The following is a 23,004-nucleotide window of genomic DNA, read 5'->3' on the forward strand; positions in this document are numbered from 1 at the left end:
AGCCTGGGTTACACCACCTCATCAAACTCAATGGTGACCCGGTAGGGCATAACCTCGTTGCCTTCGACCTCGGCCTGTAGGGTCTGCTGCCGCTGGGTAAGGGAGACCACTGCGCCAGAGCGAAAATAGCTTTCACCCCGAGCGTAGGATGGCTCGGTGGCGTGGTGCTGAATGGTGGTTAGGGTGAGGTTAGGCAGGAGCATGGGTGGGTCTAGTCAACCGCTGCGGTTTTGAAGACCATCGTACAAGATGGCAAAATAATTGTGACTTAGCAATGAGGCGCTAGAGCCTACGTCTTTGTGGGTTTCTGATGCTTGAAGGCATCAGCACTAAAAGACTTTTTTGGATGACGAGATACTGGGGACCCGCCTATGTCTGCTGCAAAAATTACCAAACTACTGAAAAAGGCCTTGCTCGAAAATGGTGAGATGTCTCATGCCCTGTATGAACATGAGCTAAAAGAACAAGTTGACTACTTGTACAAGGGCCTCAAGCGCGATAAAGAAGATGTTGTTTTTGTGGTGACAGAAAACACTGGCGATGTGGCAATGGTATTAACTACCCGCAACAAAACGGTGTATATCAATGAAGACGCCAGACAAGAGCTAATGAAAATTTGGCAGGCAAACTATGCGAACAATGTAGAGATGCTGATTCCATCCATGGTTAGAGACCTGGTGAATGACTTTTTTGCGGTCACTGGGGTCAAGGTTGTAAAGACTAGCAAGCCTAAAAAAGCCAAGAAGGGATGGGGATTTGGCTAGCGATCGCGGGTCATAACTCCAAGACTGAGTCTTTGGAAATGCCTTGGAGATAGTTGTTGTATTTGGCAAACCAATCAGATGGTGACATCGGCCATCATCTGACAGCCCTTGCCGCGCAGGTAGGCTTTAAGCGCAGAGGCTAAATTCAGCGCAATTTGACTGTGGGGAATCGTCCCCCCCGTCATGGCAAAGACGTCCTCGTTCAAATAGGCGTATTTAACGACCTTCTGGAAATCCACCCCAGCTCAACTCTCAGATAGAACTAGCTTCACCGTTATCGAAAAGTTTCCTGGGTTCTGTCAGAACCCAGGAATTTAGATTGACGTTAATCTACTCGCCGATCGCCTTAACGTTCCAGTCTTGGACTATCGCGCCGCAGCAGGCTAAACACCTCTCCCTGCTCTGGGGTAATCAAAATCCCGGACGGTGGGATTGTCACTAGCTGGCTCCAGGCCGCCTGCTCGGCGTAGGTCAGCACATGCAGCAGGTTAATGGTCGCTCGCACGCCTTCGGGTGAGCCAATGACCAGGTGGCGCAATCGCTCTGGCCGAGGGCTGGGGCTTGCCAGACGTAGGGGATCGAGACCTCCGAGTTCTTGAAGAACTCGGAGGTCTTGACGGGTAAAACACAACATAATCGGGTTCCTTTCCGGTGAAACGACGGGGAAGAAACCCAAAAATTTGGCCGCCCCAGACATGTGCAGTTCAGGGCGGCCAGGTAAGATCACCTTAGCCTCCGAGACTGGTTGGTCAGTCGACGGGGTTAGCCGCTGGTTGGTGTTGGTAGCACCTTCCAGTGGCGTTAGACCAAATTTTTGGGAAGCTCAGACTGCACGCAGACAGCCATAGCTCAGTAAAGTACTCTATTCAGACCCCTAAATCAAGTCAAAATCGCTACAGAGCCTAGAACGCCAATTCAGGCCCGTGTAGGTTGGGTGAAGCGCCAGCGTAACCCAACTCCCCTGATAGTTTTCCTGCCCAAAAACCTACCCTAAGCGCACGATTTTCCTCCACCACATTCATGCGCTACCGACGTGCCCAAACCTTAGGGGCAACCTACTTCTTCACCGTCGTTACCTACAATCGGCAACCCCTATTTCATCACGACGAAACCATAGCCCTACTCCGCAAAGCCTTTCACATCGTCAAAGCAGAGTATCCCTTCACCATTGACGCCATCGTCATCCTGCCCGACCACATCCACAGCATTTGGACTCTGCCTGAGGGTGATGCCGACTTTTCTTCTCGATGGAAGCGAATCAAAGCCTGGTTTAGCCTGCGGTGCCCTGAAGCCTACAAGCAACAACAATCTATCTCCCGCCTTCGCAAAGGGGAGCAAGCTATCTGGCAGCGACGGTTTTGGGAACATCAAATTCGTAATGAAGCCGACTTTAGGCAGCATGTGGATTACATTCACTACAATCCGGTAAAACACAATCTGGTGAATAGGCCGCTAGATTGGCCCTATTCGAGCTTTCATCGCTATGTTGCAGATAGGGCCTATCCGGCAGATTGGGGCGCGACAAGAGCGGTTGAGTTTGATGAAAATATTGGTCGTGAGTAAGGGATTAGGGCTTGGTTTGAGGGTGTTGGGTTCCACTGCGTTTCACCCAACCTACGTCGGCTACTTGAGTCATTGATCGGTTTTCGACTGATGATGGCAGGTTTTTGTTGTGCTGAGCGATCGCATTGAATTGGCGTGTTTTGATGCAGAATTCTTTGGGGCGATCGTTCTGATCTTGTATCGGTTAGATTAGGCAAGACTTCAAAAGCAACTAGCCTGAAGAAATCCTGCACCTTTCGGGCTCATCAGCAGGTAGAGCATATTATGCGAAAAAGCGAAGCCGTTCGGGGGAGTTGGAGGGACAAAGCTGTGGTGTGGTCAGACGGAGTGCGGGGGGTGTCTCTATGAGTACCAAGCGGTTTCGCATTGCCTTCTCCTTTGCGGGAGAGAAAAGAGAGTTTGTCGAAGCGATCGCCACCCTTCTCACCCAGCAATTTGGTCAGGATAAAATTCTCTACGACAAGTATCACGAGGCCGAGTTTGGTCGCAACGATCTCGGCATCTACCTGCCGAACCTCTATAACCGAGACAGCAACCTCGTCGTTGTCATTGTTTGCCCAAACTACGATGCTAAAGAATGGACCGGTTTGGAGTGGCTGGCGATCCACAATCTGTTGCAGCAACGTCGTCGTGAAGAAGTTATGCTTTGCCGCTTTGCCCGCGCCCAGGTCGATGGACTCTTTGGGGGGGCTGGGTTCGTCGAACTCGATCACAAGTCTCCAGCGCAAGCCGCCACACTCATTCTCGAACGGCTTGCCCTCAATGAAGGCAGGCCCAAGGACTACTACACCAAGAACTCTGGCGGCGGCGGAGCGCGGTCCAGCGCAAACATCCCCCACAACCTCCCGCGTCTGCAAGCCTTCTTCGGACGCGAGGCTGAGTTGCAGAAAATCGCCACCGCCCTCGCCCCCGAGGCCCGGGGTTGGGGAGCGCTGATTGATGGCCCCGGCGGTATGGGCAAGACCGCACTCGCCATTCGTGCCGCCGAATTAGTCCCTGCCGGGCGCTTCCAACGCATCATCTTTCTCTCGTCGAAGGAGCGCGAACTCACCGCCGATGGGCAGCGATCGCTGGGATACTTCGTGCTGCCGAGCTATCTAGAAATGCTCAATGCCATTGCCCGTGAGTTGGATCAGCCGGACTTGGCAAAAGCCCCAGAAACCGAACGCTCAGACGCAATTCTACGGGCCCTGCGGGAGGCAGAAGTCTTGCTGGTGCTCGACAATCTGGAGACCCTCCCGGAAACCGATCGCGATCGGCTGTTCGCCTTTCTCGATCGTCTGCCCCGGGGCTGTAGCGCCATTGTCACCAGCCGCCGCCGGGCGGATGCTATGGCCAGCATTCTGCGCCTCGACCGACTCGACTGGCCCGCCGCCCAGGCCCTCCTCGCCGATCTGGCCCAGACCAATGCCCAGCTGGCCCCTACGACCGAACCAGAACGCCGCGCCCTCTATGAAGAAACCGGCGGCAACCCGCTGTTGATGCGCTGGGTGGTGGGGCAGCTTGGCCTGGGGCGCTGCCAAACCATCGCCGCCGCCCTCGCCTTTCTGCGCCGTGCGCCAGCCGAGAATAACCCGCTGGAGTTTGTCTTTGGCGACCTGCTCGACACCTTCACCGCCAACGAAACCCAGGTTCTCGCTGCGCTCACCCATTTCACCCAGCTGATGCCGGCCAAGATCATCGTCGAACTCGCCTGCCTGAATGAAGCCGCCGCCCAGGGTGCCCTGAGCGATCTCGCCAACCGGGCCCTGGTGCTGCCAGACTCAGAGGAACGCCACTTTGCCCTCGTGCCCCTGGTCGCCGACTTTCTGCGCAAGCAAAAGCCCGAGGTGGTGGCAGAGACCGGCAACCGCCTGGAGCAGCGCGCCTATGCCCTCATCGTCGAGAACAGTTATAAGAAGTATGATCGCTTCCCGGTGTTGGATGCCGCCTGGCCCACCGTGGCCGCCGCGATACCGCTTTTCCTCGCTGGCCCCAATCCTCGCCTGCAAAAGGTGTGCGCTGCGCTTTTCCAATTCTTCAACTTTACAGGCCGCTATGATGAGTCTCTTTCGCTCAACCAGCAGGCGGAAACCAGGGCGATCGCGGCGGACGATCTGTACAATGCGGGCTGGCGAGCCCATCAGGTGGGATGGATTCACCAGCTACGCCAGCAGGCGGACGCGGTGCTGGCCTGGGCCGACCGGGCGGCGACCCACTGGCAGGCCGCTGGTGCCCGTGAGCGTGCCGTCGCCATCGGCTTGCGCGGCATCGGGCACCAGTTAAAGCAGGATTACCCCACCGCGATCAGCGCCTACCGCGAGGCGCTCGACCTGTATCGCAGTTTGTCTGCCGAGAGCGAGGATGTGGCCATCGCCCTGAATAGCCTCGCTGGGGTCGAGAAGCTCTCCGGCGATTTCGCGGCGGCAGAGCGGGATCTTCGCGAAGCGCTGCGGGTGGCCCGCGCGGTCGATTACGCCGAGGGCGTAGCCAGCTATACGGGCAATCTGGCTGCGTTGGCCCTAGACCAGAAAGACTGGCCGGGGGCCGAGACCCTGGCCTGCGAGGCGCTGTCCTTGTCGGAAAAGGTGGGTCGCCAGGAATTGATCGCCGAGGATTGCCGCCGCATTGCCAAAGCCCTGGTGCGCCAGGGCCAAGCCGCCGAGGCTCTGCCCTACGCCCGTCGGGCCGTGGCCATCTACACCCAACTCGGCTCACCCGACCTGGCCAATGCCCAGGCGATACTGCGGGAGTGCGAGGGCTAATCGCCCTAGGCTGGGTTGATGCCAGGAGGCCCAGCATTGCGTTGCCCATTCGGCTTGGGCATCAGGCGGGCTATCGGTTTGGTGGCCAAAGTGCGATGCCCCTTACAGCATCGTCCCCATGCTCTGCGTGGGAACGTTGCCCCTGGCGCTCCTGCGCTCCGATATAGATGACGCTGGAGCGTCTGGAGTGCGTCTCGACGCTGGAGAGCTTTAGAAGTAGGTTGGGTGAAACGCAGTGGAACCCAACGCCAGAGCTAGTTTTGTTGGGTTCTGCTATCGCGCCACCCAACCTACAGATTCAGGCGTGATAGAGCACTAGTGTGAGTCCGCAACGCTTTAGTGCAACAGCCCAACATTCGATTGTGCGGCCACAATGCTTTAGTGCAGCGGCGCAACATTCGATTGTCAGGCTGCAACTCTTTAATGCGATCGCGCAACTTCTCATTGTCGGGCCGCAACATCTTAAGTTGTGGCGCGACAATGCTGCTGCAACAGCGCAACCTTTTAAGTAGTCAATGCACAATGCTTCTGTCATAGAGCAACTTCGAATAGTCACTCGCTGCACCCTTACCTGCTCAATACACAATGCTTCTGTCATTGCAGCAAATTAATCATTCTCGCGCTGCATCGCCATTGTTGGGCTAAACCTCGCTTCCACCCGCTGCAACTTTTATCCAGGCTTTATCAAAACTGCTAGTGTTTGGTCACAATCTTTCAAATCGAGGCCGCAATAGGCTTCCTGCACCGGGCAATCTTGGCAACAGACGAGACAACGCCGCGCCCCAACCGTCGTCTCCGATCGCCTGACCTGAAAGCCTTCGTCGCTGCCCCAATCATCCGTTATCACTCCTGAAATTTCTTCAGGCAGGCTGGTTCAACCTGTCCGCTATAAACCCATTTACTAAAGGTGTATCCACCATGCCCGTTGTCAACATCGCCCGTCGCCTGCCCGGTAAAACGATCAGCAACGATATCGACTCCCTCAACGCCCTTGGCACCGTCGAAGGCTATCGCCCCGTTCGCACCGATGCGTCGCCCGAAGCCCTCAAGACCAATTTCAACAACATGCTGGCCATGCAGCAAAAAGAAACCGAGCTGCAAGCCATGGTCAAAGCCGCTTCCGATGCCGCCCGGCAGGCCGAATGGGACTTTCACAACTCGATTTTGGGCATGAAAGAAGCCGTGCGGGCTCAGTTTGGCCCCGACAGCAACGCTGCCCAGGCCGTTGGCTACAAGAAAAAGTCTGAGTACAAGCGCCCCCGCCGCCGCAGCGCCTAGCTCGGCAGCGTTTTGCGGCTCAAATTTTCCCCTGATGTCTAGCCCGCAGGTTTCTTGTGGGCTTTTTTAATGGGCATCCATTTGCCGTTGGGCAACCGGGTAGAGCGTTGTAGCCCATGCCCAGCCCAAAGCTGTTTTGCTTGTCTTGAGCAGCCCTTTTACCCTATGGGGGGTAAAACGGGGAGTAAGCGTAAGATTAGACACATCCAGGTTTAGAAGCGGCGTTTTGCCTGAGCGGCAGCGGCAGCCCTCAAACTGGACCTGGTCGGTCGGTTGGGTTATTTGTGGCGGTATTTATGACAGCGGCAAGCATAGAGGCAAACACAGGAGCATTCGACGACAGCCTGCAACCGGCTACCGGGTGGCAGTCTCCATCCAAAGAGGTGCTGGAGGTGCTCCACGCGCCCCAACTGCCCTACGTATGGACGGCACCCGGCGGAGCGTATTTGCTCTTGGCCGACCCGGTGCTTTACCCACCTCTGGCCGAACTGGCTGCGCCCATGCACAAGCTGGCTGGCATTCGGCTCAATCCTGCGCTTAACGACTACCACGGTCGGCACGGGGGCACCTCACCGCGCCTGGTACGGGTCGAGGACGGAGCCACAACCCCGCTCGATCTGCCTGGGGAGGTCGAGATTTTGGAGGTGAAATGGACAGCGGATGGTCAGCGCTTTGCACTCAGCGTCAGGCATAGCGACCATATCGGTCTATGGGTCGGCTCGGTGGCGGGCGACGTGGTCGAGCTTGAAGGGCTGGCGCTCAACCCGCTGCTGGGTAGCGCCGTGAGCTGGCTACCCGACCAGCATCGCCTGCTAATTCGCCGCATTCCGGCGCGGGGGCCAGTTCCTGCGCCGCCAGCTATCCCAGTGGGTCCAGAGATTGTCGAAGGGTCGGGGGCCTCGTCTCGCTCCACCTACGAGGCCCGTAACCTGCTGGAAACTGCCCACGACGATGCCCTCTTTGCGTATTACGCCACCTCCGAGCTGGCGATCGTTGACCCGGCAACTGGCCAGGTCAACGTTATCGGGGCACCGGCTCCCTACACCGTGGCTAAGTACTCACCGTCTGGTGAGTATTTGCTAGTCAAGCGTTTGGTTGGCCCCTGGTCGCACGAGGTGGCCTGGTGGCGCTTCGCCAGCGAGATCGAGGTGTGGACTGAGAAGGGCGATCGCGTCGCCACGATCGCGTCGCTGCCCGTGGCCGACCAGGTACCAGCCCACGGTGTGCCCGTCGGCCCGCGATCGGTGGCCTGGCGGCCCACTGCGCCGCACACGCTCTTCTGGGTCGAGGCGCTCGACGGCGGCGACCCTGTGGCCGAGGTGCCCCACCGCGATCGCCTCATGCGTCTAGAGGCTCCCTTCACGGCAGAGCCCGAAGTCGCCTTTAAAGCCGAGCACCGCATTCAGCCCCAGCAGAATGGTTGGACTGCAGAGGGCGGCACGCTCATGCTCACCCAGCGCGAGCGCATCCGCCGCTGGCGCTACGTTTGGCTACTGGATGTAGACAACGGCACAGCGCGCCTGTGGTTTGATTTGAACGAGGGCGATCGCTATGGCAATCCGGGCTCCCCTTTGTTTCGCACGTTGCCCAACGGTCGCAAGGTGCTGCGCCAGCGGGGAGATGCGGTCTACTTCAGCGGCAGCGGGGCGACCGACGAGGGCGACCGACCGTTTCTAGACCTGCGCCACTTGGTCACTGGGGAGACCGAGCGTCTATTCCGCTCCGATTCAAACCGCTACGAGTACGTTGTGGCCGTTGCGGGTGGCGACCGCATCGTGTTGCGCTCCGAGTCGGCGGTAGAGGTACCCAACTACTATTTGGCCAGCTTCGGCGAGGCGATTGAGGCGGCGGCGGGCGAAGCTACCCGCGCCCTGACGCGCCAACCGATTACGCAGTTCGAAGACCCTACTCCTCAGCTGCGCGCGATCGAGAAACGCATTGTGCGCTACGAGCGCAACGACGGCGTGCCGCTCAGCTTTCACCTGTATCTGCCCCCCGGCTATAAGGAGGGTACACCGCTGCCTACGGTGCTCTATGCGTATCCGATGGAGTACTCGGGTGCGGAGATCGCCGGACAGGTGAGAGGGTCGGCCCAGCGCTTTATGCGTTTGTACGGGGCCTCTCACCTTTACTTCTTACTCCAGGGCTACGCCGTCCTCGACCAGACCGCCATGCCGATCCTCGGCGATCCTGAGACCGCCTACGACACCTTCGTGCCGCAACTGGTGGCCGATGCAGAAGCTGCCATAGCGAAGGCCATCGAGATGGGCGTGGCCGATCCTGAGCGAGTTGGCGTTATTGGCCACAGCCACGGCGGGCTGATGGTGGCGAATCTGCTGGCCCATACCGATCTGTTTCGGGCCGGTATTGCTCGCAGCGGGTCATACAACAAAACGAATCAGCCGTTTGGCTTCCAGGCCGAGCGGCGCTCTCTGTTTGAAGCGAGGGAGGCTTACGTTCAGCTTTCACCGACCTTCTTCGCCGACCAGGTCAACGAGCCGGTTCTCATAATCCACGGTGATGACGACTCTAACCCTGGTACTCCTCCGTTTCAGTCCCAGGTCTTCTACGAAGCTGTACGCGGCGCGGGAGGCACGACCCGGCTGGTGCTGCTGCCCTTTGAGGATCATGGCTATCGAGCCAAAGAGAGCATAGAGCATGTCCTCTGGGAGCAGTTACGGTGGTTCGACAAATATGTCAGGGGCCATTCCTAACAAAGGTTAAAACCTGCCCCAAGTTGCAATGGGCGATCGCGCTAGACCCGCCTAAAAGGTAACCGCGCAAAATCGCTGTTCGGTCTCTAGCATTAGCCCGTACTCCAGCCCTTCGGTGACGGCCTGGTACGAAGCTTCGATAATGTTTGTCGAAACCCCCAGGGTGGTCCAGCGCTGGGTACCGTTGCTCGACTCGACCAGCACGCGGGTTTTGGCGGCTGTGCCTGCGCCGCTGTCGATGATGCGCACCTTGTAGTCAGAGAGGTGAAAGTTGGCGATCGCTGGGTAAAAATTCAGCAGCGCCTTCCGCAGGGCTGTGTCTAACGCGGCCACTGGGCCATTGCCCTCGGCTGCCGCGAGAATTTCTTCTGCGCCTACCATGACTTTGATCGTGGCCAGTGACTGGCTGCTGTGGTCGTCGCCGTTGCCCTGGTGCTGGCAGTTGATGTAGAAGCCTTTGAGGTCGAAAAAGCGGGGGCGATCGCCCAGGGCCTCGCGCATCAGCAGCTCAAAGCTGGCCTCGGCGGCCTCAAACTGATAGCCCTCATGCTCCAGGGTTTTGAGCCGGGTAAGCAGCTGGCGTGAGGCCGGGTTGTGGCGGTCTAGCTCTAGGCCAAAGCTGCGCGCTAGCGCAAGCACATTGCTCAGCCCCGCCTGGTCAGACACCACGATGCGGCGGCTGTTGCCCACGGTGGCCGGGTCGATGTGCTCGTAGGTTTTGGGCTCGCGCTCCACGGCGCTAACGTGAATGCCGCCCTTGTGGGCAAAGGCCGATCGCCCCACGTAGGGGGCGTGGTCATCGGGGGCCAGGTTCACGACCTCGCTGATGAAGCGGCTGGTTTCGGCCAGGGTTGCGAGCCCGGTGGGGGCAATACAGGGGTAGCCCAGCTTGAGCTGAAGATTGGGAATCAGCGTGCAGAGGTTGGCGTTGCCGCAGCGCTCGCCGTAGCCGTTGATGGTGCCCTGTACCATGGTGGCCCCAGACTCCACCGCCGCCATGGCGTTGGCCACCGCCGTGCCGCTGTCGTTGTGGGTGTGAATGCCCAGCTGGGGCCGGGGGGACGGGAACTGCTGTAGCCAGGTGTTCACAGCGGTCACAATTTCACTGACTTCTTGGGGCAGGGTGCCGCCGTTGGTGTCGCACAGCACTAGCCACTCGGCCCCAGCACTCACCGCTGCGGCTAAGGTTTTCAGGGCGTAGTCGGGGTTGGCTTTGTAGCCATCAAACCAGTGCTCGGCGTCGTAGATGATCTGGCGGCCCTGGCTGCGAAAGTAGCAAATGGTGTCGTCGATCATGGCCAGGTTTTCGGCCAGGGTGGTTTGCAACCCGGTGGTGACATGCAAATCCCAGGATTTGCCAAACAGCGTAATCCACTCGGTGCCGGCGGCCAGCACCGGCTGCAGCATCGGTTCCTCGGCGGCTACTTTGCCAGGGCGGCGGGTCGAGCAAAAGGCGGTAATGCTGGCCTGAGTGAGTGGGGTTTCTTTCAGCTGCCAAAAGAACTGCACATCTTTGGGATTGGCCCCCGGCCAGCCGCCTTCGATGAAGGGCACGCCCAGGGCATCGAGCCGTCGCGCAATCCGCAGCTTGTCTTCAATCGACAGGGCCAACCCCTCCCGCTGGGCTCCATCGCGCAGGGTGGTGTCGTAGATGTATAGGGAGGTGCGCTGCTCAGCCATAGCCACTGGTGACCTAAACGATTCAGTTATCTAGCGTAAGCCCTGGCCTGGGGATGCTTGAGAGTGCAGGGGCGATCGCGTTATAAAACGTAGATATTCTTCGTCTGCCAGGAAATGCCATGCCCACCGTCACCGCCCAGGGAAAGACCATTCAGTGCGAGGCTGGGGCCAACCTGCGTCAGGTGCTGCTGGCCCATGGCGTAGATCTCTACAACGGCCAGGCGACGGTAATCAACTGCCGCAGTCTGGGCACCTGCGGCACCTGCGCGGTGCAGATTGATGGCGACGTTTCAGCCGTTAACTGGAAAGACAGGGCGCGGCGATCGCTCCCTCCCCACGACCCCGCGCGCAACCTGCGTCTCGCCTGCCAAACTCAGGTGCTAGGCGATATCACCGTCACCAAGTACGACGGCTTTTGGGGCCAGGGCCAAACTCCGATTTGGTAACATTCCCTCACCTATTGACGCATCCGCATCGCATCCAGCATTTCTGTCTTCGTACCGTCTACGCTGCCGCCCTGAATGCTGACCCGGTAGCGCATGGGCGATAGGTAGCCCTGAATCTTGAGCTTTTGGCAATCGAGATGGAGCTGGCTGAGGGCGACCTGGCGATCGCCATCAAGCGTATCTAAATAGTCGCTAAACCCTAAAAACGCCAGTCGGTAGAGCAATTGCTGACTAAACTTGCCTTCAAAGTAGCCACCGTGCACGTCGCGCTTGCCGGTGCCATAGTCGAGGGTGAGCAAAAAATAGTCCAGCGGATTGAGGGCCGCCTTGCATAGGGCGCGGGTCAAGATACCGACGGGCTGAGCTGAACAAAAATTGTTTTGCAGGTCAAACTTCAGGTCGGTGTAGTCGGTGCAGTCGAAGTAGGTAAAGAAGTCGGCTACGGTAGCGCGATCGCTGTCTCGTCTGGCCTGCACTTCAAACAGTTTGGCCAGGGTAACCACGCCCCGAGTCTGAACCCGATCGTAGGTGAGAAACAGATTGTCCATCACGTTCTGTTTCGTCTTGGCAATCGCCTCACCCACCGGCACATCGACCGGAAAATCGCGATCGAGAGAGTCTAAGTTGACCAGGCCATAGTCGTTAACGCTGCCCGTTTTGTTTTGCAGCGCCACGTTGCCCAATCGATAGCCTCGCGCTTGGGTGCGGCTCGGAAATGCAATGTAGTTAGCGGCGGTCGAGGCAATGCGCAGGGCAATATCGCCCTCATTGCTGAACAGGTACGACTCTGAGAATCGCCGCAGCGATGAGGCCAAAAAGTTGGCCCGGCTCGACACAATCGTCAGCACCGGAATGTCGGGTGAGGCGAGAATGAGTCGCTCTAGACGGTACACATCGCCCACATCGCTGGGGGGTTGTTTGCTGATCGATCGCGAGTCAAACACATCTGACAAAATGCGAATCACATTCGTCACCACAAAGCCGCCCATGCTGTGGCCAATGAAGCTGAGCTTGACCTTGTTGCGGCTGTTCTTTGCCCAGTACTCGCGAGCTTTGAGGACCGCCTGCTGCTGCTCATGCTCGGTGACCGCTAGCGGAAACTGGCTGTTGGCAGTGCGCTGCACAACGGCCTGGTCAATTTGGCGCAGCAGCTCGACGAGGTCTAGCACACCAAAATTATCGGCTCGGTAGCTATCGCGAAAATAGACAATTAATCGCAGCACCACCAGCGCCGCCATCAGCAACCCCAGCACCAAAAATAGCGCCAGCACCAGGCTGAGAAAAAAACCGGCGACCGACATTTTGAATAGGAAAAGAAGCTCAAAAACAAGCAATGCCAAAGCGCATACGGCCCCAGTCAGCAGCAAATCGCGGGGCAGGGGCGGCAGCGCACCCAGGGCTTCTATGACTTTTTTAGGCTTGGTGAGGGCGACATTTTCAGAAGGCCAGCGGTAGCCGACAAAAACTCGGCTGGGGCTACTGCTAATGGCCGGGTCGTGGCGATTGACATACTTGAAAATATTTTTGTACCAGGCCTGCACCCCGTCCAGGCTGGTGTTGTAGCCGTGCACCGAAATTACCAGTTCAGCACAGCGATCGGGGGCGTCGGTCATCATGTGGCACAGGTGGTCGGCGATGTCGTTAATGCCCTGAATGGCCTGCTGCTGATGGCGATCGCTAGATTCTTCGGCATCTTCAATGTTGGGCGGGGCGCTACTCATGACAAAGTAGCCAGGCACCTTGCCCTCAGCACCGCTGAAGTTGTCTAGGTCGACAATTTGAGCCAGGCTCTCGTCGGCAAAGACAAATTTCTGGATGATAAACGGAAGCTGTTTCATAGATGCCCTAAAAAACCCAACAGGTAAGATTTCAAGAGCGTAGCTGACCTTTCCAGACAGTAAGGCGATAGGTTAACGAAACGTAGAGCGGTCGCATCGCAAAACCCGCCGCCCGCTACGGATTATCCAGGGATGAAATATCAGGCGATCGCCCGCGCATACGATGACATCGCTCTGCAATGATATGCGATCGCCCGCGTATGCCGTGACACCGCTCTGCAATGGCATATCACTGGCTGGACACGGCATAACACCCGTCTGCAATGGCATATCACTGGCTGGACATGGCATAACATCCGTCTGCAATGGCATATCACTGGCTGGATATAGCAGATCACGGTGCGGCAATACGATTGCGCAGGAGTGATATAGAATGCGCCTGCGATCGCCTGCCATAGCGGCTTCTGTGCAAAAGAGTATCAAGCGCCCTTGGTCAGCACCGGCACCGATCGCAGCAGGGCTTGGGTATAGGGGTGCTGGGGTGACTCAAACAGGGTTTTGGTCGGGGCGAGTTCAACAATTTTGCCCTGCTGCATGACGGCAATGCGATCGCACATAAACCGCGCCACCCACAGGTCGTGGGTAATAAACAGGTAGGTGAGGTCGAACTCCTGCTTGAGGGCAATCATCAGCTCTAGCACCTGGGTTTGCACGGTGGCGTCGAGCATGCTGACGGGTTCGTCGCAGATCACTAGCTTGGGCTTGGTAATCAGGGCGCGGGCGATCGCCACCCGCTGCTGCTGCCCCCCCGACAGATCGCCAGGAAAGCGATTGAAATAGTCGGCGGTGGGGTTGAGGCTGACGCGGGCGAGCATGTCGTGGGCCTGTTTTTCGGCCTCCGCGACGGTGGCGAGGCTGTGAATCAGCAGCGGGTCGGCAATGCTTTTGCCCACGCTCATCATTGGGTTGAGGCAGGCGTGGGGGTCTTGAAATACCATTTGCAGCTGTCGCCGCTGCTGCCGCATGGCCTCTCGCGACAGGGTCGTAAGCTCGGTGCCGTCAAAGACTACCTGCCCGGCGGTAGGTTTTACCAGTTGCAGAATGGTGCGCGACAGGGTGCTCTTGCCGCAGCCCGACTCGCCCACCAGCCCCACCACCTCGCCGGGGTAAATCTCTAGCGTTACCCCGTCTACGGCCCTAATCACCTTCGATTGCTGGTTGCCCAACAGGCGGGCGAACGGGTTGGCCTCCAAAACGTAGTGCTGTTTGACATCCGTCAGGCGCAGAATGGGTTCGGCGGCGGTGGCCCTGTAGACCAACCCTTCCGCCTGCTGCATTTGCAGGGCCGACTCGACCAGCGATCGCGTGTAGTCGTCCTGCGGGTCTTGAAATACCGTGGCGGCGGTACCCTCTTCGACCACCCGACCCTGGTACATAACGGCAACGCGATCGCAGTACTCCGCCACCAGCGACAGATCGTGGGAAATCAGCACTAGCGCGGTACCCAGCTCGTCGCACAGCCGGGTCAGCTCGTCAAGAATCTGGGCCGACACCGTCACATCCAGACTGGTGGTGGGCTCGTCGGCCACAATCAGCTGCGGCTCTAGAATCATCGCCAGGGCGATCGCCACCCGCTGGCGCATGCCGCCGCTAAACTCGTGGGGGTACTGACCAAATCGACTGGCGGGAATGTTGACTTTTTCGAGCACCGCGATCGCCCGCGCCTTCGCCTCCGCCTGCGAAACCTCTGCCCGATGCGCCCGCAGCGTCTCAACACAGTGGTCGCCAATGGTCATCAGCGGGTTGAGCCGCGTCATCGGGTCTTGAAACACTAGGGCGATCGCCTCGCCTCGAAACCGCCGCAGCCGCTGGGCGGTGAAATCTAGCACCGACTCGTTGTTAAACCACACCCGGCCCTGCAAATCGGTCGCTTTGGGCAACAGCCGCAGCGCCGCCCGCCCCAGAGTGCTCTTACCGCAGCCCGACTCGCCCACCAGGCCCAGCTTTTCCCCCGGCGATAGGGTCAGCGAAACGCGATCGACCGCGCGATCGTCCTGGCCAGGATACGTGACGGAGAACGATTCGAGGGAGAGGAGAGCGTCAGGCATTCGGGTAGGGGGTGGATGGGTAGGGGGTGCGACAGTAGAGGATTGGAGGAGTGCGAAAAATGCGAACCGGACAGAGAACAAATGCTTGTGTCAGTGATCTAACCCATCCATTCATCCACCCATCCACCCATCTACCCATACCCTCACTGATCGACCCGTCGCATCAAATACGCTACCCCAAAATCCCCGTTCGGGTGCTGCTCTAGCAGGTCGGCCAGCTCAAACACGCGGTGGGCAATGTCGTCCCCCAGCTTGTCGATGGTGGCCTGCCTTTCGCGTTCGACATGCTCTAGCTCGCGCACCTGCCCCTGCCAATCGGCAGAGAAAATATAGTTAATATGAGCCTGTAAATCGAGCTGTCCCAGCACCTCCCACTCCCCGGCATCGCACCAAATGCCGTTGCAGTTAGGGCAGCGCTCCACATAAAACGCCCCCTGCTTGAGGGTAATGCGGCCCCGCACCAGGTAGCTGCGGCAGTCGGGGCAGAGAGCCGCCCGATTGTCGAGGTCGGCAGGCTGAAAGGGGGTGCTCAGCGATAGGGGCAGCACCGCTACGCTGATGGGAGCATCGGGGTCAATCTGCGATCGCTGCCAAGTCACATAGTCCTCCGGTGGAATCCAGGCTCCGCCACAGCTTGAGCACGCTTTGACCGGCAGACCCGGTGCCAGCTGACTATCTTGAAGGTCAATATTGCCTTCCTTAGGGCACTGATACAACGTACCTACTCTCCACCGCGTTCTTTTACCATTGGCCCAACGAGACCCTACTATTAAACCACCTGGGTCATACAGTTTTGCCTGGTCAGGGCTTCTCTTGGGGCTAGGGGTCGGGAGAGCAGGGGGCAACGTTTGTAGTGTGTCGCCAGAATGGGGATGATCCCTAGGTCTGCGTGTTAATACCTGAAGGCTGAAATAAACCACCGTTCTAACTCCCCTGCTCCCTAGCTCCCCTGCTCCCTAGCTCCCCTGCTCCCTAACTCCCTAACATCTAAAAATTGTCCCCCACCTGCCACCATCAGAACTAGGTCGAATTAGCGATCGCCTGCTCCAAGGCCTGACAAAAGCCCAACAGTTGCTCAAGCTTTTCAATCAGCTGCCGCTGTCGCTGCTGTGTAGTGCTCGACTGGCGGGCCGCCTGCAAAAAGGCCACATCCATCGCCAGCAGCCGCAGGGTGCGGTTCATTTCGGTGAGTACAGGTTGGGCACTGGCCAACTCATTGCCCAGGGGCAAAATCTGGTGCTGAAAGTGTTGCTGAGCCAGTAAAAACTGCTCCTGAAGCTGACGACCGCTGGGGTTGGCTGAGCGCGCCAGGGTCTCTAAAGCTTGCAGCTGCGATCGCAGATTTGACAGAGCGCTTATCATATAAATGTGCCCCTTAGGGCTGTGAACGGAGCCTCTAGCTGGCGCTTTAGCGTAGCCAGAGATAAATTGCCGATTCCCCCCTGGGGGGACAAATGTTAAAGTTAATACATAACACTCCATCTACTTAGAACCGGCCATAAGCATTTATTGCGCCGTGGCCAACAGAGGTTATTTCCTCAAAGTTATGGTGTAGGTTATCTCTATCTCATCGTACTGCGCTAGAGCAGTAGCCTTGCATTCCTTAGTAGAACACCTGTACGAGTTTTACTGAGGGTTTAACGTTGCATCTATCCACCTAACAATTCTTTCTCTTTTTCTCGGGTGGCAAATCGTTCTATATAGCGATTACGTTCTTCGATTTCTGTTCAAAGCTGAATACAGTGTTCAATTATTTGTCATCTAGCCTGGCAATTTTTTAGCCTATCTGTTTCCCTGAGAGGTCACTGGCATCTTTATGACTGCAACGGTTCATCCCCCTCTACCCGACGACTGCACCCTGCCCGGTTGGCTCGAAACCTGCGTGCTGGCTCACCACGACGACAGCCAGGATGACCTTGCCCACGACCCCGAAGACAAGTCAAACAACGTGCTGGTGTGCCAGGCCTTTGAGTTTGCCTACACCCTGCATAAAGGTCAGATGCGAGCTTCTGGCGAACCCTACATTTGTCACCCCATTGCCGTCGCCGGGCTGCTGCGCGACCTGGGTGGCGACAGCGCCATGATTGCCTCTGGCTTTCTCCACGACATTGTCGAAGATACCGATGTCACCTCCGAAGAAATTGAGGCCAATTTTGGCGACGAGGTGCGACAGCTGGTTGAGGGGGTAACCAAGCTTTCCAAGTTTAATTTTGAGAGCAAAACCGAGCGTCAGGCCGAGAATTTTCGCCGCATGTTCTTGGCCATGGCCCAGGATATTCGGGTGATTGTGGTGAAGCTGGCCGATCGCCTCCACAACATGCGCACCTTGGAGCACCTCGGCGACGAAAAGCGTCGCCGCATTGCTCGCGAAACTATGGAGATCTTTGCGCCTCTGGCCAACCGCCTGGGGATCGGACGCTTTAAGTGGGAACTCGAAGACCTCTCTTTTAAGTATTTAGAGCCCGACGCCTACCGGCAGATGCAGCGGCACATTACCGAAAAGCGGGCCGATCGCGAGGCACGGCTGATGCAGGTGGCCGAAACCCTGCGCCAGCGCATGCACCAGTCCGAGATTCAGGTGGTGGACGTGAGCAGTCGCCCCAAACACCTGTACGGCATTTACCGCAAAATGGAGCGGCAGCAAAAAGATTTCAGCGAAATCTACGACATTGCCGCCATTCGCCTGATTGTCGGCACCAACGAAGAGTGCTACCGCGCTTTGGCCATTGTTCATGACGCCTTTCGCCCGGTGCCGGGTCGATTCAAAGACTACATTGGCCTACCCAAGCCCAACCGCTATCAATCGCTTCACACCGTGGTGATTGGCCCTAAAGGCAAACCCATCGAGGTGCAGATTCGCACCCTAGAAATGCACCACGTGGCCGAGTACGGGATCGCCGCCCACTGGAAGTATAAGGAGACCGGCGCGTCCACCAACACTCGCATCAGCGCCGATGACGACAAGTTTACCTGGCTCAGGCAGCTTTTAGAGTGGCAAAACGACCTCAAGGATGATGCTCAAGAATTCCTTGAGAACGTCAAGGGCAACCTGTTTGACGAAGATGTCTACGTGTTTACCCCCGATGGCGACGTGGTGCCCCTGAGTCGGGGGGCAACGTCAGTAGACTTTGCCTACCGCATTCACACCGAGGTGGGCAACCACTGCGCCGGAGCCAGGGTGAATGGCCGCATTGTCACCCTCGACACGCCGCTCGAAAACGGCGACATCGTGGAGATCATTACCCAAAAGAACAGCCACCCTAGCCTCGACTGGCTCAACTTTGTCGTTACCCCCAGCGCCCGCAACCGGATTCGCCAGTGGTATAAGCGATCGCACCGCGACGAAAATATCGCCCGAGGCCGCGACATGCTCGAAAAAGAGCTGGGCCGCAGCGGCTTTGATGCACTGCTCAAGTCTGAACCCGCTCAGATTGCCGCCGAGCGCTGCAACTACCCAAGCGTTGACGATTTGCTGGCCGGGCTGGGCTACGGCGAGGTCACCCTCAACCTGTTTGTCAACCGAATGCGGGAGGCGATTAAGACCAAGCAGCCCCTAGAGGTACTGTCGCCTGAGGCATCGCTGCAAGATTCTGACCACTTTTTGGCCGGGGCTGTTACCAGCCGCCACCGCCCGGCCCCCTCTAAAGACCCCATCTTGGGGATTGAGGGGCTGGTACACCATATTGCAGGCTGCTGTAACCCGCTGCCCGGTGAACCAATCATGGGCAGCGTGTCGCTGGGCAGCCGAGGCATTGCTATTCACCGGCAGGGCTGCCCCAATCTGGCCGACATTCCGTGCGATCGCATTATTCCCGTCAGCTGGAATCCTGGCGACCACAACGGCTCTCGCCATACCTACCCGGTGGAAGTGCGGATCGAGGTGATTGACCGAGTGGGCGTGCTCAAGGATATTCTGTCGCACCTGTCAGACTTGCAAATCAACGTCCACAAGGCCCAGGTTAAAACCTTCCCCGGCCAAACCGCCGAAATTGATCTAGGCCTTGACGTTAAAGACCACGCCCACCTCGACCAAACCTTTGGGCAGATTCGCAAAATGACCGATGTGCTCAAAATCCGCCGGATGAATGCCGTCGGGTAGATGGCTCTAGCGATGTCAGCCGTTCCTTTTTACCGCTGGGGCTAGCCTGGCTAGCCCCAGCGCTCTGAAACTCTAGCGCCGTGGAATAATAGGAGTCTGCATCCACGACAACAGCACTAGGCGCAGCCGTATGGCGCAAGACAAGGCAAACCTAATTAAACGAGTCGGCGTAATTGGCGGCGGCCAACTGGCCTGGATGATGGGGCAAGCGGCGCAAAAGCTGGGGCTAGAGCTAGTGGTGCAAACCCCCCAGGAGACCGACCCTGCCGTTGCGATCGCCCACTCCACCGTGCTCGCCCCCATTGCCGACGTCGCCGCCACGGCCTCTCTGGCCGCCCAGTGCGACGTGATTACCTTTGAGAATGAATTCATTGACTGCGCGGGGCTGCAAACCTTAGCCGAGAGCGGCACGATCTTTCGCCCCAGTCTAGACGTGCTGACTCTAGTGCTCGATAAGCGCCACCAGCGCGAGTTTTTTGCGCAGATTGGCTTACCCAACCCCCGCTACAACTATTTAGACGGTGACGAAAGCGAGGCAGACCTAGCCGCCAAAGCCGAGATCATTGGATTTCCGCTAGTGATGAAAACCCGCCGCCTAGGCTACGACGGCCAGGGTACCACCGTCGTTAAAGAGGCGTCAGAACTCAGCGCCACCTGGGACAGGTTTGACCACGTGCCAGTGCTGCTAGAAGAGTTTGTGCCCTTCAAGCAAGAGTTGGCCGTTATGGTGGCTCGTTCGACTCAGGGTGACGTTGCGGTTTATCCTACCGTTGAAACTCAGCAGGTTGACCAAGTCTGCCGTCGAGTCTTTGCTCCGGCCAGGGTTAGAGCTGGGGTAGATAGCAGAATGGAGGGCATTGCCCGCACTCTGGCAGAGCAGCTACAGCTAGTTGGCGTCGTCGGTATTGAGTGCTTTCTGACCCAAAACGATCGCATCTTGATCAACGAAATTGCCCCTCGCACTCATAACTCGGGCCACTACAGCCTCGATGCCTGCCAAACCTCGCAGTTTGAGCAGCAGCTGCGGACGGTCAGCGATCGCCCCATCGGACCCACCACCCTCACCTGCTCCCAGGCGGTGATGGTCAATCTACTGGGCCTAGACGAACCTGAAGATAGCCACCACCGCAAACTCCAGGTGCTCAAAGAACTGCCCCAAAGCACCCTCTACTGGTACACCAAAGACATTCGCCCCGGTCGCAAGCTCGGCCACATTACCCAATGTTTTGGTCCTGCCGAAGATCCGACCGCCGCCGCCGCTGCGATCGAAGCCATTTGGTATGGTTCATGATTGCTTCCTAGCAGCGTGCCCTGAACGAAGCCGTTCGCGAAGGGGAGACAGGGCGCACCTCATTAACCCACCTCATCGACCCACTCTCCATGCCCTACACCCTAGACCAGCTCAACGCCATGACCAAGGCCGAATTTGTAGCGGCCATCGGCCCCGCCTTTGAAGACACGCCCAGTATTGCTGCCCAAGTTTGGCCCCAGCGCCCCTTTACATCGGTAGCTAATCTCCATCAGCGCATGGTCAGCGTTGTGCAGGCTATGACTCCTGAAGACAAGCTGGCGCTGATCAAAGCCCACCCCGATCTGGGAACTCGGGTTGCCATGGCCGAGGCATCTGTGGCAGAACAAAGCAAAGCCGGTCTCAGTAACCTTAGCTCGGAGGAGTACCACCAGTTTCAAGCTCTCAACCAGCAATACAAAGAGAAGTTTGGTGTTCCGTTCATCCTGGCGGTGGCAGGGCACACCAAAACTTCAATTTTAGAAAACTTTACAAACAGATTATGTAATTCTACGGATGTGGAATTAGCCGCTGCCCTTCAAGAAATTGAGAAAATTGCCCTTTCTCGTCTTGACTCATGGGTTTTATCTAGCTAGACGTCCTGCACCGTCAGATATGCAACATAGAAGCTTTATACAATGGTTAAACTTGACTGAATTGATTAAGATTATGTTTCCTACGTACGTATAGACTTTGGTCCCCAGGGACAACCATGATACCTTGGCCAAAGAACAAGCCCAGCCAGTCTGGAAAAGACTATAACTTACGGCTAATACATATCTGTAGTTTGTACTCTTGCGGATAGCTTAGGCTTAATCATCTCAGCAAGCTCTAGGAAGGGCTGCTCAATGTCTTTGGAGGCACCGCGAAATGAAGCATGTTTTTCGAACCAAAATAGTTTTTAGAATGCCGAATTTGTTTTGGCCGGAAAGACAGGGCCGAGATGAATAGAATTTAGCCAGCCAGCCTCAGAAAAGTTCTCAAAGCAAATCTAACAGATTTATTTGAGCTAACTTCTATTAGCTAAATATCAAGTATTAAGCAAAGGAAGTAAGGGCCATAGTCGATTGATTTGGTACCTGTTGAGAAGCCTCGCTTAATTACAGATAGTGCTGGTCTGCATCAACATTTACTTCGATTAACATTTGCTTGAAATGCCTTGTAGAAAGCGATATATTTGGCGAATCAAATGCTTTTTGGCAGTATCACTTTTCTACGCCGCACCGATGAGTAATGTCAGTGACGCAAAGATAATCGGCTAGCGATGTAGAGCCTGTGGTAGTCGTTTTGACGAATTTTAGAAAACAGATGATTTTGTGGCTGGCAATTGTGCGTGCGATCGCATTAAATTCCGGCCTATGCATTGTACAATTAATTAGGGTTTAGCCTACAATGACGCCTCCACCTAGTCGAGAAAATAATCCCAATTTTCACATCTTAACCAGTACTAAATTTGACTTTGCGCACTTTTCTGCTCGTGCTGAACAGGGTCAAGGGCCACGGCACACCATTTGGCAACTCAAAGAAAGGCTCAATGCCCAAGTTCACCAGCCAGACTTTGAGGACGATAGTTCAGTTACGATCGCCGATAAACTGCTTGCCAAAATCGTTGGCAGGCCCCACCAGTGGACTTTGGCCAGGCAGGTCTTAGCCCAGACTAGTTCGGGCGACATTGTTTACTGCGGTGGAGAAGATGCTGGTCTACCGCTGACGATTCTGGCCGCACTCAAAAAAGATCGCCCCCATTTAGTCATGAATGTCATGTGCCCAGAACGGCGGCGGCCTCGACTGCTCCTCAAAGGGTTTCAACTTCATCGTTTCATTCATACCTTTCTGGTCAATACAACCCTTAAGGCTGAAACGATAAGGACTATGCTCAAGCTGCCTGAGGAAAATGTATTTTGCCTAGCTGAGCAAACCGATAGACAGTTCTTTTACCCTGAACCTGGCACCATCAAAAAAAATCGCCCGTTAATTGCCAGTGCTGGCTTAGAACAGCGAGACTATGTCACCCTCGCTAAAGCAATGCAGGACTTAGACCTAGACGTAAAAGTCTGCGCAGTATCGCCCAACGCCACCTCTAAAACCCGGTGCCGAATTCCAGAGCACCCCCCCGCAAACATGGAGATGCGCTACTTTGACTGGGTCGAGTTGCGCGATCTATATCGCAGCGCAGATATAGCCGTAGTTAGCTTAATTGACAACACCTACTCTGCCGGGCTAACGGTCTTAATGGAAGCCATGGCCTGCCGTAGACCTGTCGTAATTACTAAAACCACGGGCTTAGCCACAGAAATGGCCGACAAAGGACTGGTCTGGGGAGTAAACCCTGATTCTCCTGATCAGATGAAAGCTACTGTCGAGTACATTCTCAGCCATCCTGAGGAAGCCAGCGCCAGGGCAGAGGCGGCCTACCAATACTTCCTAGAAAACCACACGAGTGAGCACCACATTGAACAGATAGTTCGCCTGCTACAGCGGGTGGCCAATAGCGTTACGGTAGATTCACCCATGGTCGTACAGGCCAGACCCGTTTAGTCGT

The 23,004-nt window shown here is 56.8% G+C and carries 17 protein-coding genes and 1 pseudogene; 11 read left to right on the forward strand and 7 right to left on the reverse strand.

Annotated features, from left to right (window positions below):
• Positions 1-8 precede the first annotated feature (8 nt).
• The gene (locus tag IQ273_RS00075; protein ID WP_194020894.1) at positions 9-203 is read right to left on the reverse strand and encodes an SWIM zinc finger domain-containing protein; all 195 of its coding nucleotides are present in this window, start codon (positions 201-203) and stop codon (positions 9-11) included.
• Between the two features lie 168 nt (positions 204-371).
• On the opposite strand from IQ273_RS00075, the gene IQ273_RS00080 reads away from it, so the two are divergent.
• Positions 372-764: a hypothetical protein gene (locus IQ273_RS00080; RefSeq protein WP_194020895.1), complete on the forward strand. Its 393-nt coding sequence runs from the start codon at positions 372-374 to the stop codon at positions 762-764.
• Positions 765-1,110: 346 nt separating this feature from the next.
• On the opposite strand, the gene IQ273_RS00090 is transcribed toward IQ273_RS00080, so the two are convergent.
• On the reverse strand, positions 1,111-1,398 hold the full coding sequence (locus tag IQ273_RS00090; RefSeq protein ID WP_194020899.1) for a hypothetical protein: 288 nt from the start codon (positions 1,396-1,398) through the stop codon (positions 1,111-1,113).
• A gap of 386 nt (positions 1,399-1,784) precedes the next feature.
• Between IQ273_RS00090 and IQ273_RS00095 the strand changes: the two genes are divergently transcribed.
• The 5 genes and pseudogenes from IQ273_RS00095 (at position 1,785) to IQ273_RS00110 (ending at position 9,063) form a co-directional block, all read left to right on the forward strand.
• Complete coding sequence (locus tag IQ273_RS00095) at positions 1,785-2,327, forward strand: REP-associated tyrosine transposase (protein WP_194020901.1); 543 nt, start codon at positions 1,785-1,787, stop codon at positions 2,325-2,327.
• Between the two features lie 641 nt (positions 2,328-2,968).
• Positions 2,969-3,808, forward strand: a pseudogene (locus tag IQ273_RS35595) (ATP-binding protein); the annotation flags it as partial.
• 684 nt (positions 3,809-4,492) lie between these two features.
• Positions 4,493-5,071 carry a tetratricopeptide repeat protein gene (locus tag IQ273_RS35600; RefSeq protein ID WP_397196733.1) on the forward strand — a complete coding sequence of 193 codons (579 nt, stop codon included), beginning with the start codon at positions 4,493-4,495 and terminating at the stop codon, positions 5,069-5,071.
• Between the two features lie 918 nt (positions 5,072-5,989).
• Complete coding sequence (locus tag IQ273_RS00105) at positions 5,990-6,349, forward strand: hypothetical protein (protein WP_194020904.1); 360 nt, start codon at positions 5,990-5,992, stop codon at positions 6,347-6,349.
• Between the two features lie 296 nt (positions 6,350-6,645).
• Positions 6,646-9,063 carry a S9 family peptidase gene (locus IQ273_RS00110; RefSeq protein WP_194020905.1) on the forward strand — a complete coding sequence of 806 codons (2,418 nt, stop codon included), beginning with the start codon at positions 6,646-6,648 and terminating at the stop codon, positions 9,061-9,063.
• 51 nt (positions 9,064-9,114) lie between these two features.
• On the opposite strand, the gene cimA is transcribed toward IQ273_RS00110, so the two are convergent.
• Complete coding sequence (gene cimA / locus IQ273_RS00115; RefSeq protein WP_194020906.1) at positions 9,115-10,743, reverse strand: citramalate synthase; 1,629 nt, start codon at positions 10,741-10,743, stop codon at positions 9,115-9,117.
• A 119-nt stretch (positions 10,744-10,862) separates the two neighbouring features.
• Between cimA and IQ273_RS00120 the strand changes: the two genes are divergently transcribed.
• Positions 10,863-11,189, forward strand: a complete 327-nt coding sequence (locus IQ273_RS00120) for a 2Fe-2S iron-sulfur cluster-binding protein (protein ID WP_194020907.1) — start codon at positions 10,863-10,865, stop codon at positions 11,187-11,189.
• Positions 11,190-11,200: 11 nt separating this feature from the next.
• Here the strand turns inward: IQ273_RS00120 and IQ273_RS00125 are convergent, their stop codons facing one another.
• The 4 genes from IQ273_RS00125 to patD form a co-directional block, all read right to left on the reverse strand.
• Positions 11,201-13,027 (reverse strand): alpha/beta hydrolase, encoded by a 1,827-nt coding sequence (locus IQ273_RS00125; protein WP_194020908.1) that lies wholly within the window; start codon positions 13,025-13,027, stop codon positions 11,201-11,203.
• A 419-nt stretch (positions 13,028-13,446) separates the two neighbouring features.
• Positions 13,447-15,075 (reverse strand): ABC transporter ATP-binding protein, encoded by a 1,629-nt coding sequence (locus tag IQ273_RS00130; protein WP_194020909.1) that lies wholly within the window; start codon positions 15,073-15,075, stop codon positions 13,447-13,449.
• Between the two features lie 143 nt (positions 15,076-15,218).
• A complete protein-coding gene (locus tag IQ273_RS00135) occupies positions 15,219-15,791 on the reverse strand; it encodes a zf-TFIIB domain-containing protein (RefSeq protein WP_194020910.1) in 573 nt (190 codons plus the stop codon).
• Positions 15,792-16,095: 304 nt separating this feature from the next.
• Positions 16,096-16,437 (reverse strand): heterocyst frequency control protein PatD, encoded by a 342-nt coding sequence (patD, locus tag IQ273_RS00140; protein WP_194020912.1) that lies wholly within the window; start codon positions 16,435-16,437, stop codon positions 16,096-16,098.
• A gap of 454 nt (positions 16,438-16,891) precedes the next feature.
• Between patD and IQ273_RS00145 the strand changes: the two genes are divergently transcribed.
• The 4 genes from IQ273_RS00145 to IQ273_RS00160 all read left to right on the forward strand — a co-directional run bounded on the left by IQ273_RS00145 (position 16,892) and on the right by IQ273_RS00160 (position 23,000).
• Entirely contained in the window at positions 16,892-19,174 is a 2,283-nt protein-coding gene (locus IQ273_RS00145) for a bifunctional (p)ppGpp synthetase/guanosine-3',5'-bis(diphosphate) 3'-pyrophosphohydrolase (protein ID WP_194020914.1), read from the forward strand.
• 130 nt (positions 19,175-19,304) lie between these two features.
• Positions 19,305-20,465, forward strand: coding sequence for a 5-(carboxyamino)imidazole ribonucleotide synthase (locus IQ273_RS00150; RefSeq protein ID WP_194020916.1), 1,161 nt, complete (start codon positions 19,305-19,307; stop codon positions 20,463-20,465).
• Between the two features lie 89 nt (positions 20,466-20,554).
• Complete coding sequence (gene uraD, locus IQ273_RS00155) at positions 20,555-21,058, forward strand: 2-oxo-4-hydroxy-4-carboxy-5-ureidoimidazoline decarboxylase (protein ID WP_194020918.1); 504 nt, start codon at positions 20,555-20,557, stop codon at positions 21,056-21,058.
• A gap of 796 nt (positions 21,059-21,854) precedes the next feature.
• Positions 21,855-23,000: a glycosyltransferase gene (locus IQ273_RS00160; RefSeq protein ID WP_194020920.1), complete on the forward strand. Its 1,146-nt coding sequence runs from the start codon at positions 21,855-21,857 to the stop codon at positions 22,998-23,000.
• The last annotated feature ends 4 nt before the right edge of the window (positions 23,001-23,004 follow it).

It is taken from the genome of Nodosilinea sp. LEGE 07298 (assembly GCF_015207265.1).
GTDB lineage: Bacteria > Cyanobacteriota > Cyanobacteriia > Phormidesmidales > Phormidesmidaceae > Nodosilinea.

Bases quoted from the DNA above. Each gene is read 5' to 3' on its own strand.
- IQ273_RS00075 (WP_194020894.1), bottom strand. From the start codon at position 203: ATGCTCCTGCCTAACCTCACCCTAACCACCATTCAGCACCACGCCACC.
- IQ273_RS00080 (WP_194020895.1), top strand. From the start codon at position 372: ATGTCTGCTGCAAAAATTACCAAACTACTGAAAAAGGCCTTGCTCGAA.
- IQ273_RS00090 (WP_194020899.1), bottom strand. From the start codon at position 1,398: ATGTTGTGTTTTACCCGTCAAGACCTCCGAGTTCTTCAAGAACTCGGA.
- IQ273_RS00095 (WP_194020901.1), top strand. From the start codon at position 1,785: ATGCGCTACCGACGTGCCCAAACCTTAGGGGCAACCTACTTCTTCACC.
- IQ273_RS00105 (WP_194020904.1), top strand. From the start codon at position 5,990: ATGCCCGTTGTCAACATCGCCCGTCGCCTGCCCGGTAAAACGATCAGC.
- IQ273_RS00110 (WP_194020905.1), top strand. From the start codon at position 6,646: ATGACAGCGGCAAGCATAGAGGCAAACACAGGAGCATTCGACGACAGC.
- cimA (WP_194020906.1), bottom strand. From the start codon at position 10,743: ATGGCTGAGCAGCGCACCTCCCTATACATCTACGACACCACCCTGCGC.
- IQ273_RS00120 (WP_194020907.1), top strand. From the start codon at position 10,863: ATGCCCACCGTCACCGCCCAGGGAAAGACCATTCAGTGCGAGGCTGGG.
- IQ273_RS00125 (WP_194020908.1), bottom strand. From the start codon at position 13,027: ATGAAACAGCTTCCGTTTATCATCCAGAAATTTGTCTTTGCCGACGAG.
- IQ273_RS00130 (WP_194020909.1), bottom strand. From the start codon at position 15,075: ATGCCTGACGCTCTCCTCTCCCTCGAATCGTTCTCCGTCACGTATCCT.
- patD (WP_194020912.1), bottom strand. From the start codon at position 16,437: ATGATAAGCGCTCTGTCAAATCTGCGATCGCAGCTGCAAGCTTTAGAG.
- IQ273_RS00145 (WP_194020914.1), top strand. From the start codon at position 16,892: ATGACTGCAACGGTTCATCCCCCTCTACCCGACGACTGCACCCTGCCC.
- IQ273_RS00150 (WP_194020916.1), top strand. From the start codon at position 19,305: ATGGCGCAAGACAAGGCAAACCTAATTAAACGAGTCGGCGTAATTGGC.
- uraD (WP_194020918.1), top strand. From the start codon at position 20,555: ATGCCCTACACCCTAGACCAGCTCAACGCCATGACCAAGGCCGAATTT.
- IQ273_RS00160 (WP_194020920.1), top strand. From the start codon at position 21,855: ATGACGCCTCCACCTAGTCGAGAAAATAATCCCAATTTTCACATCTTA.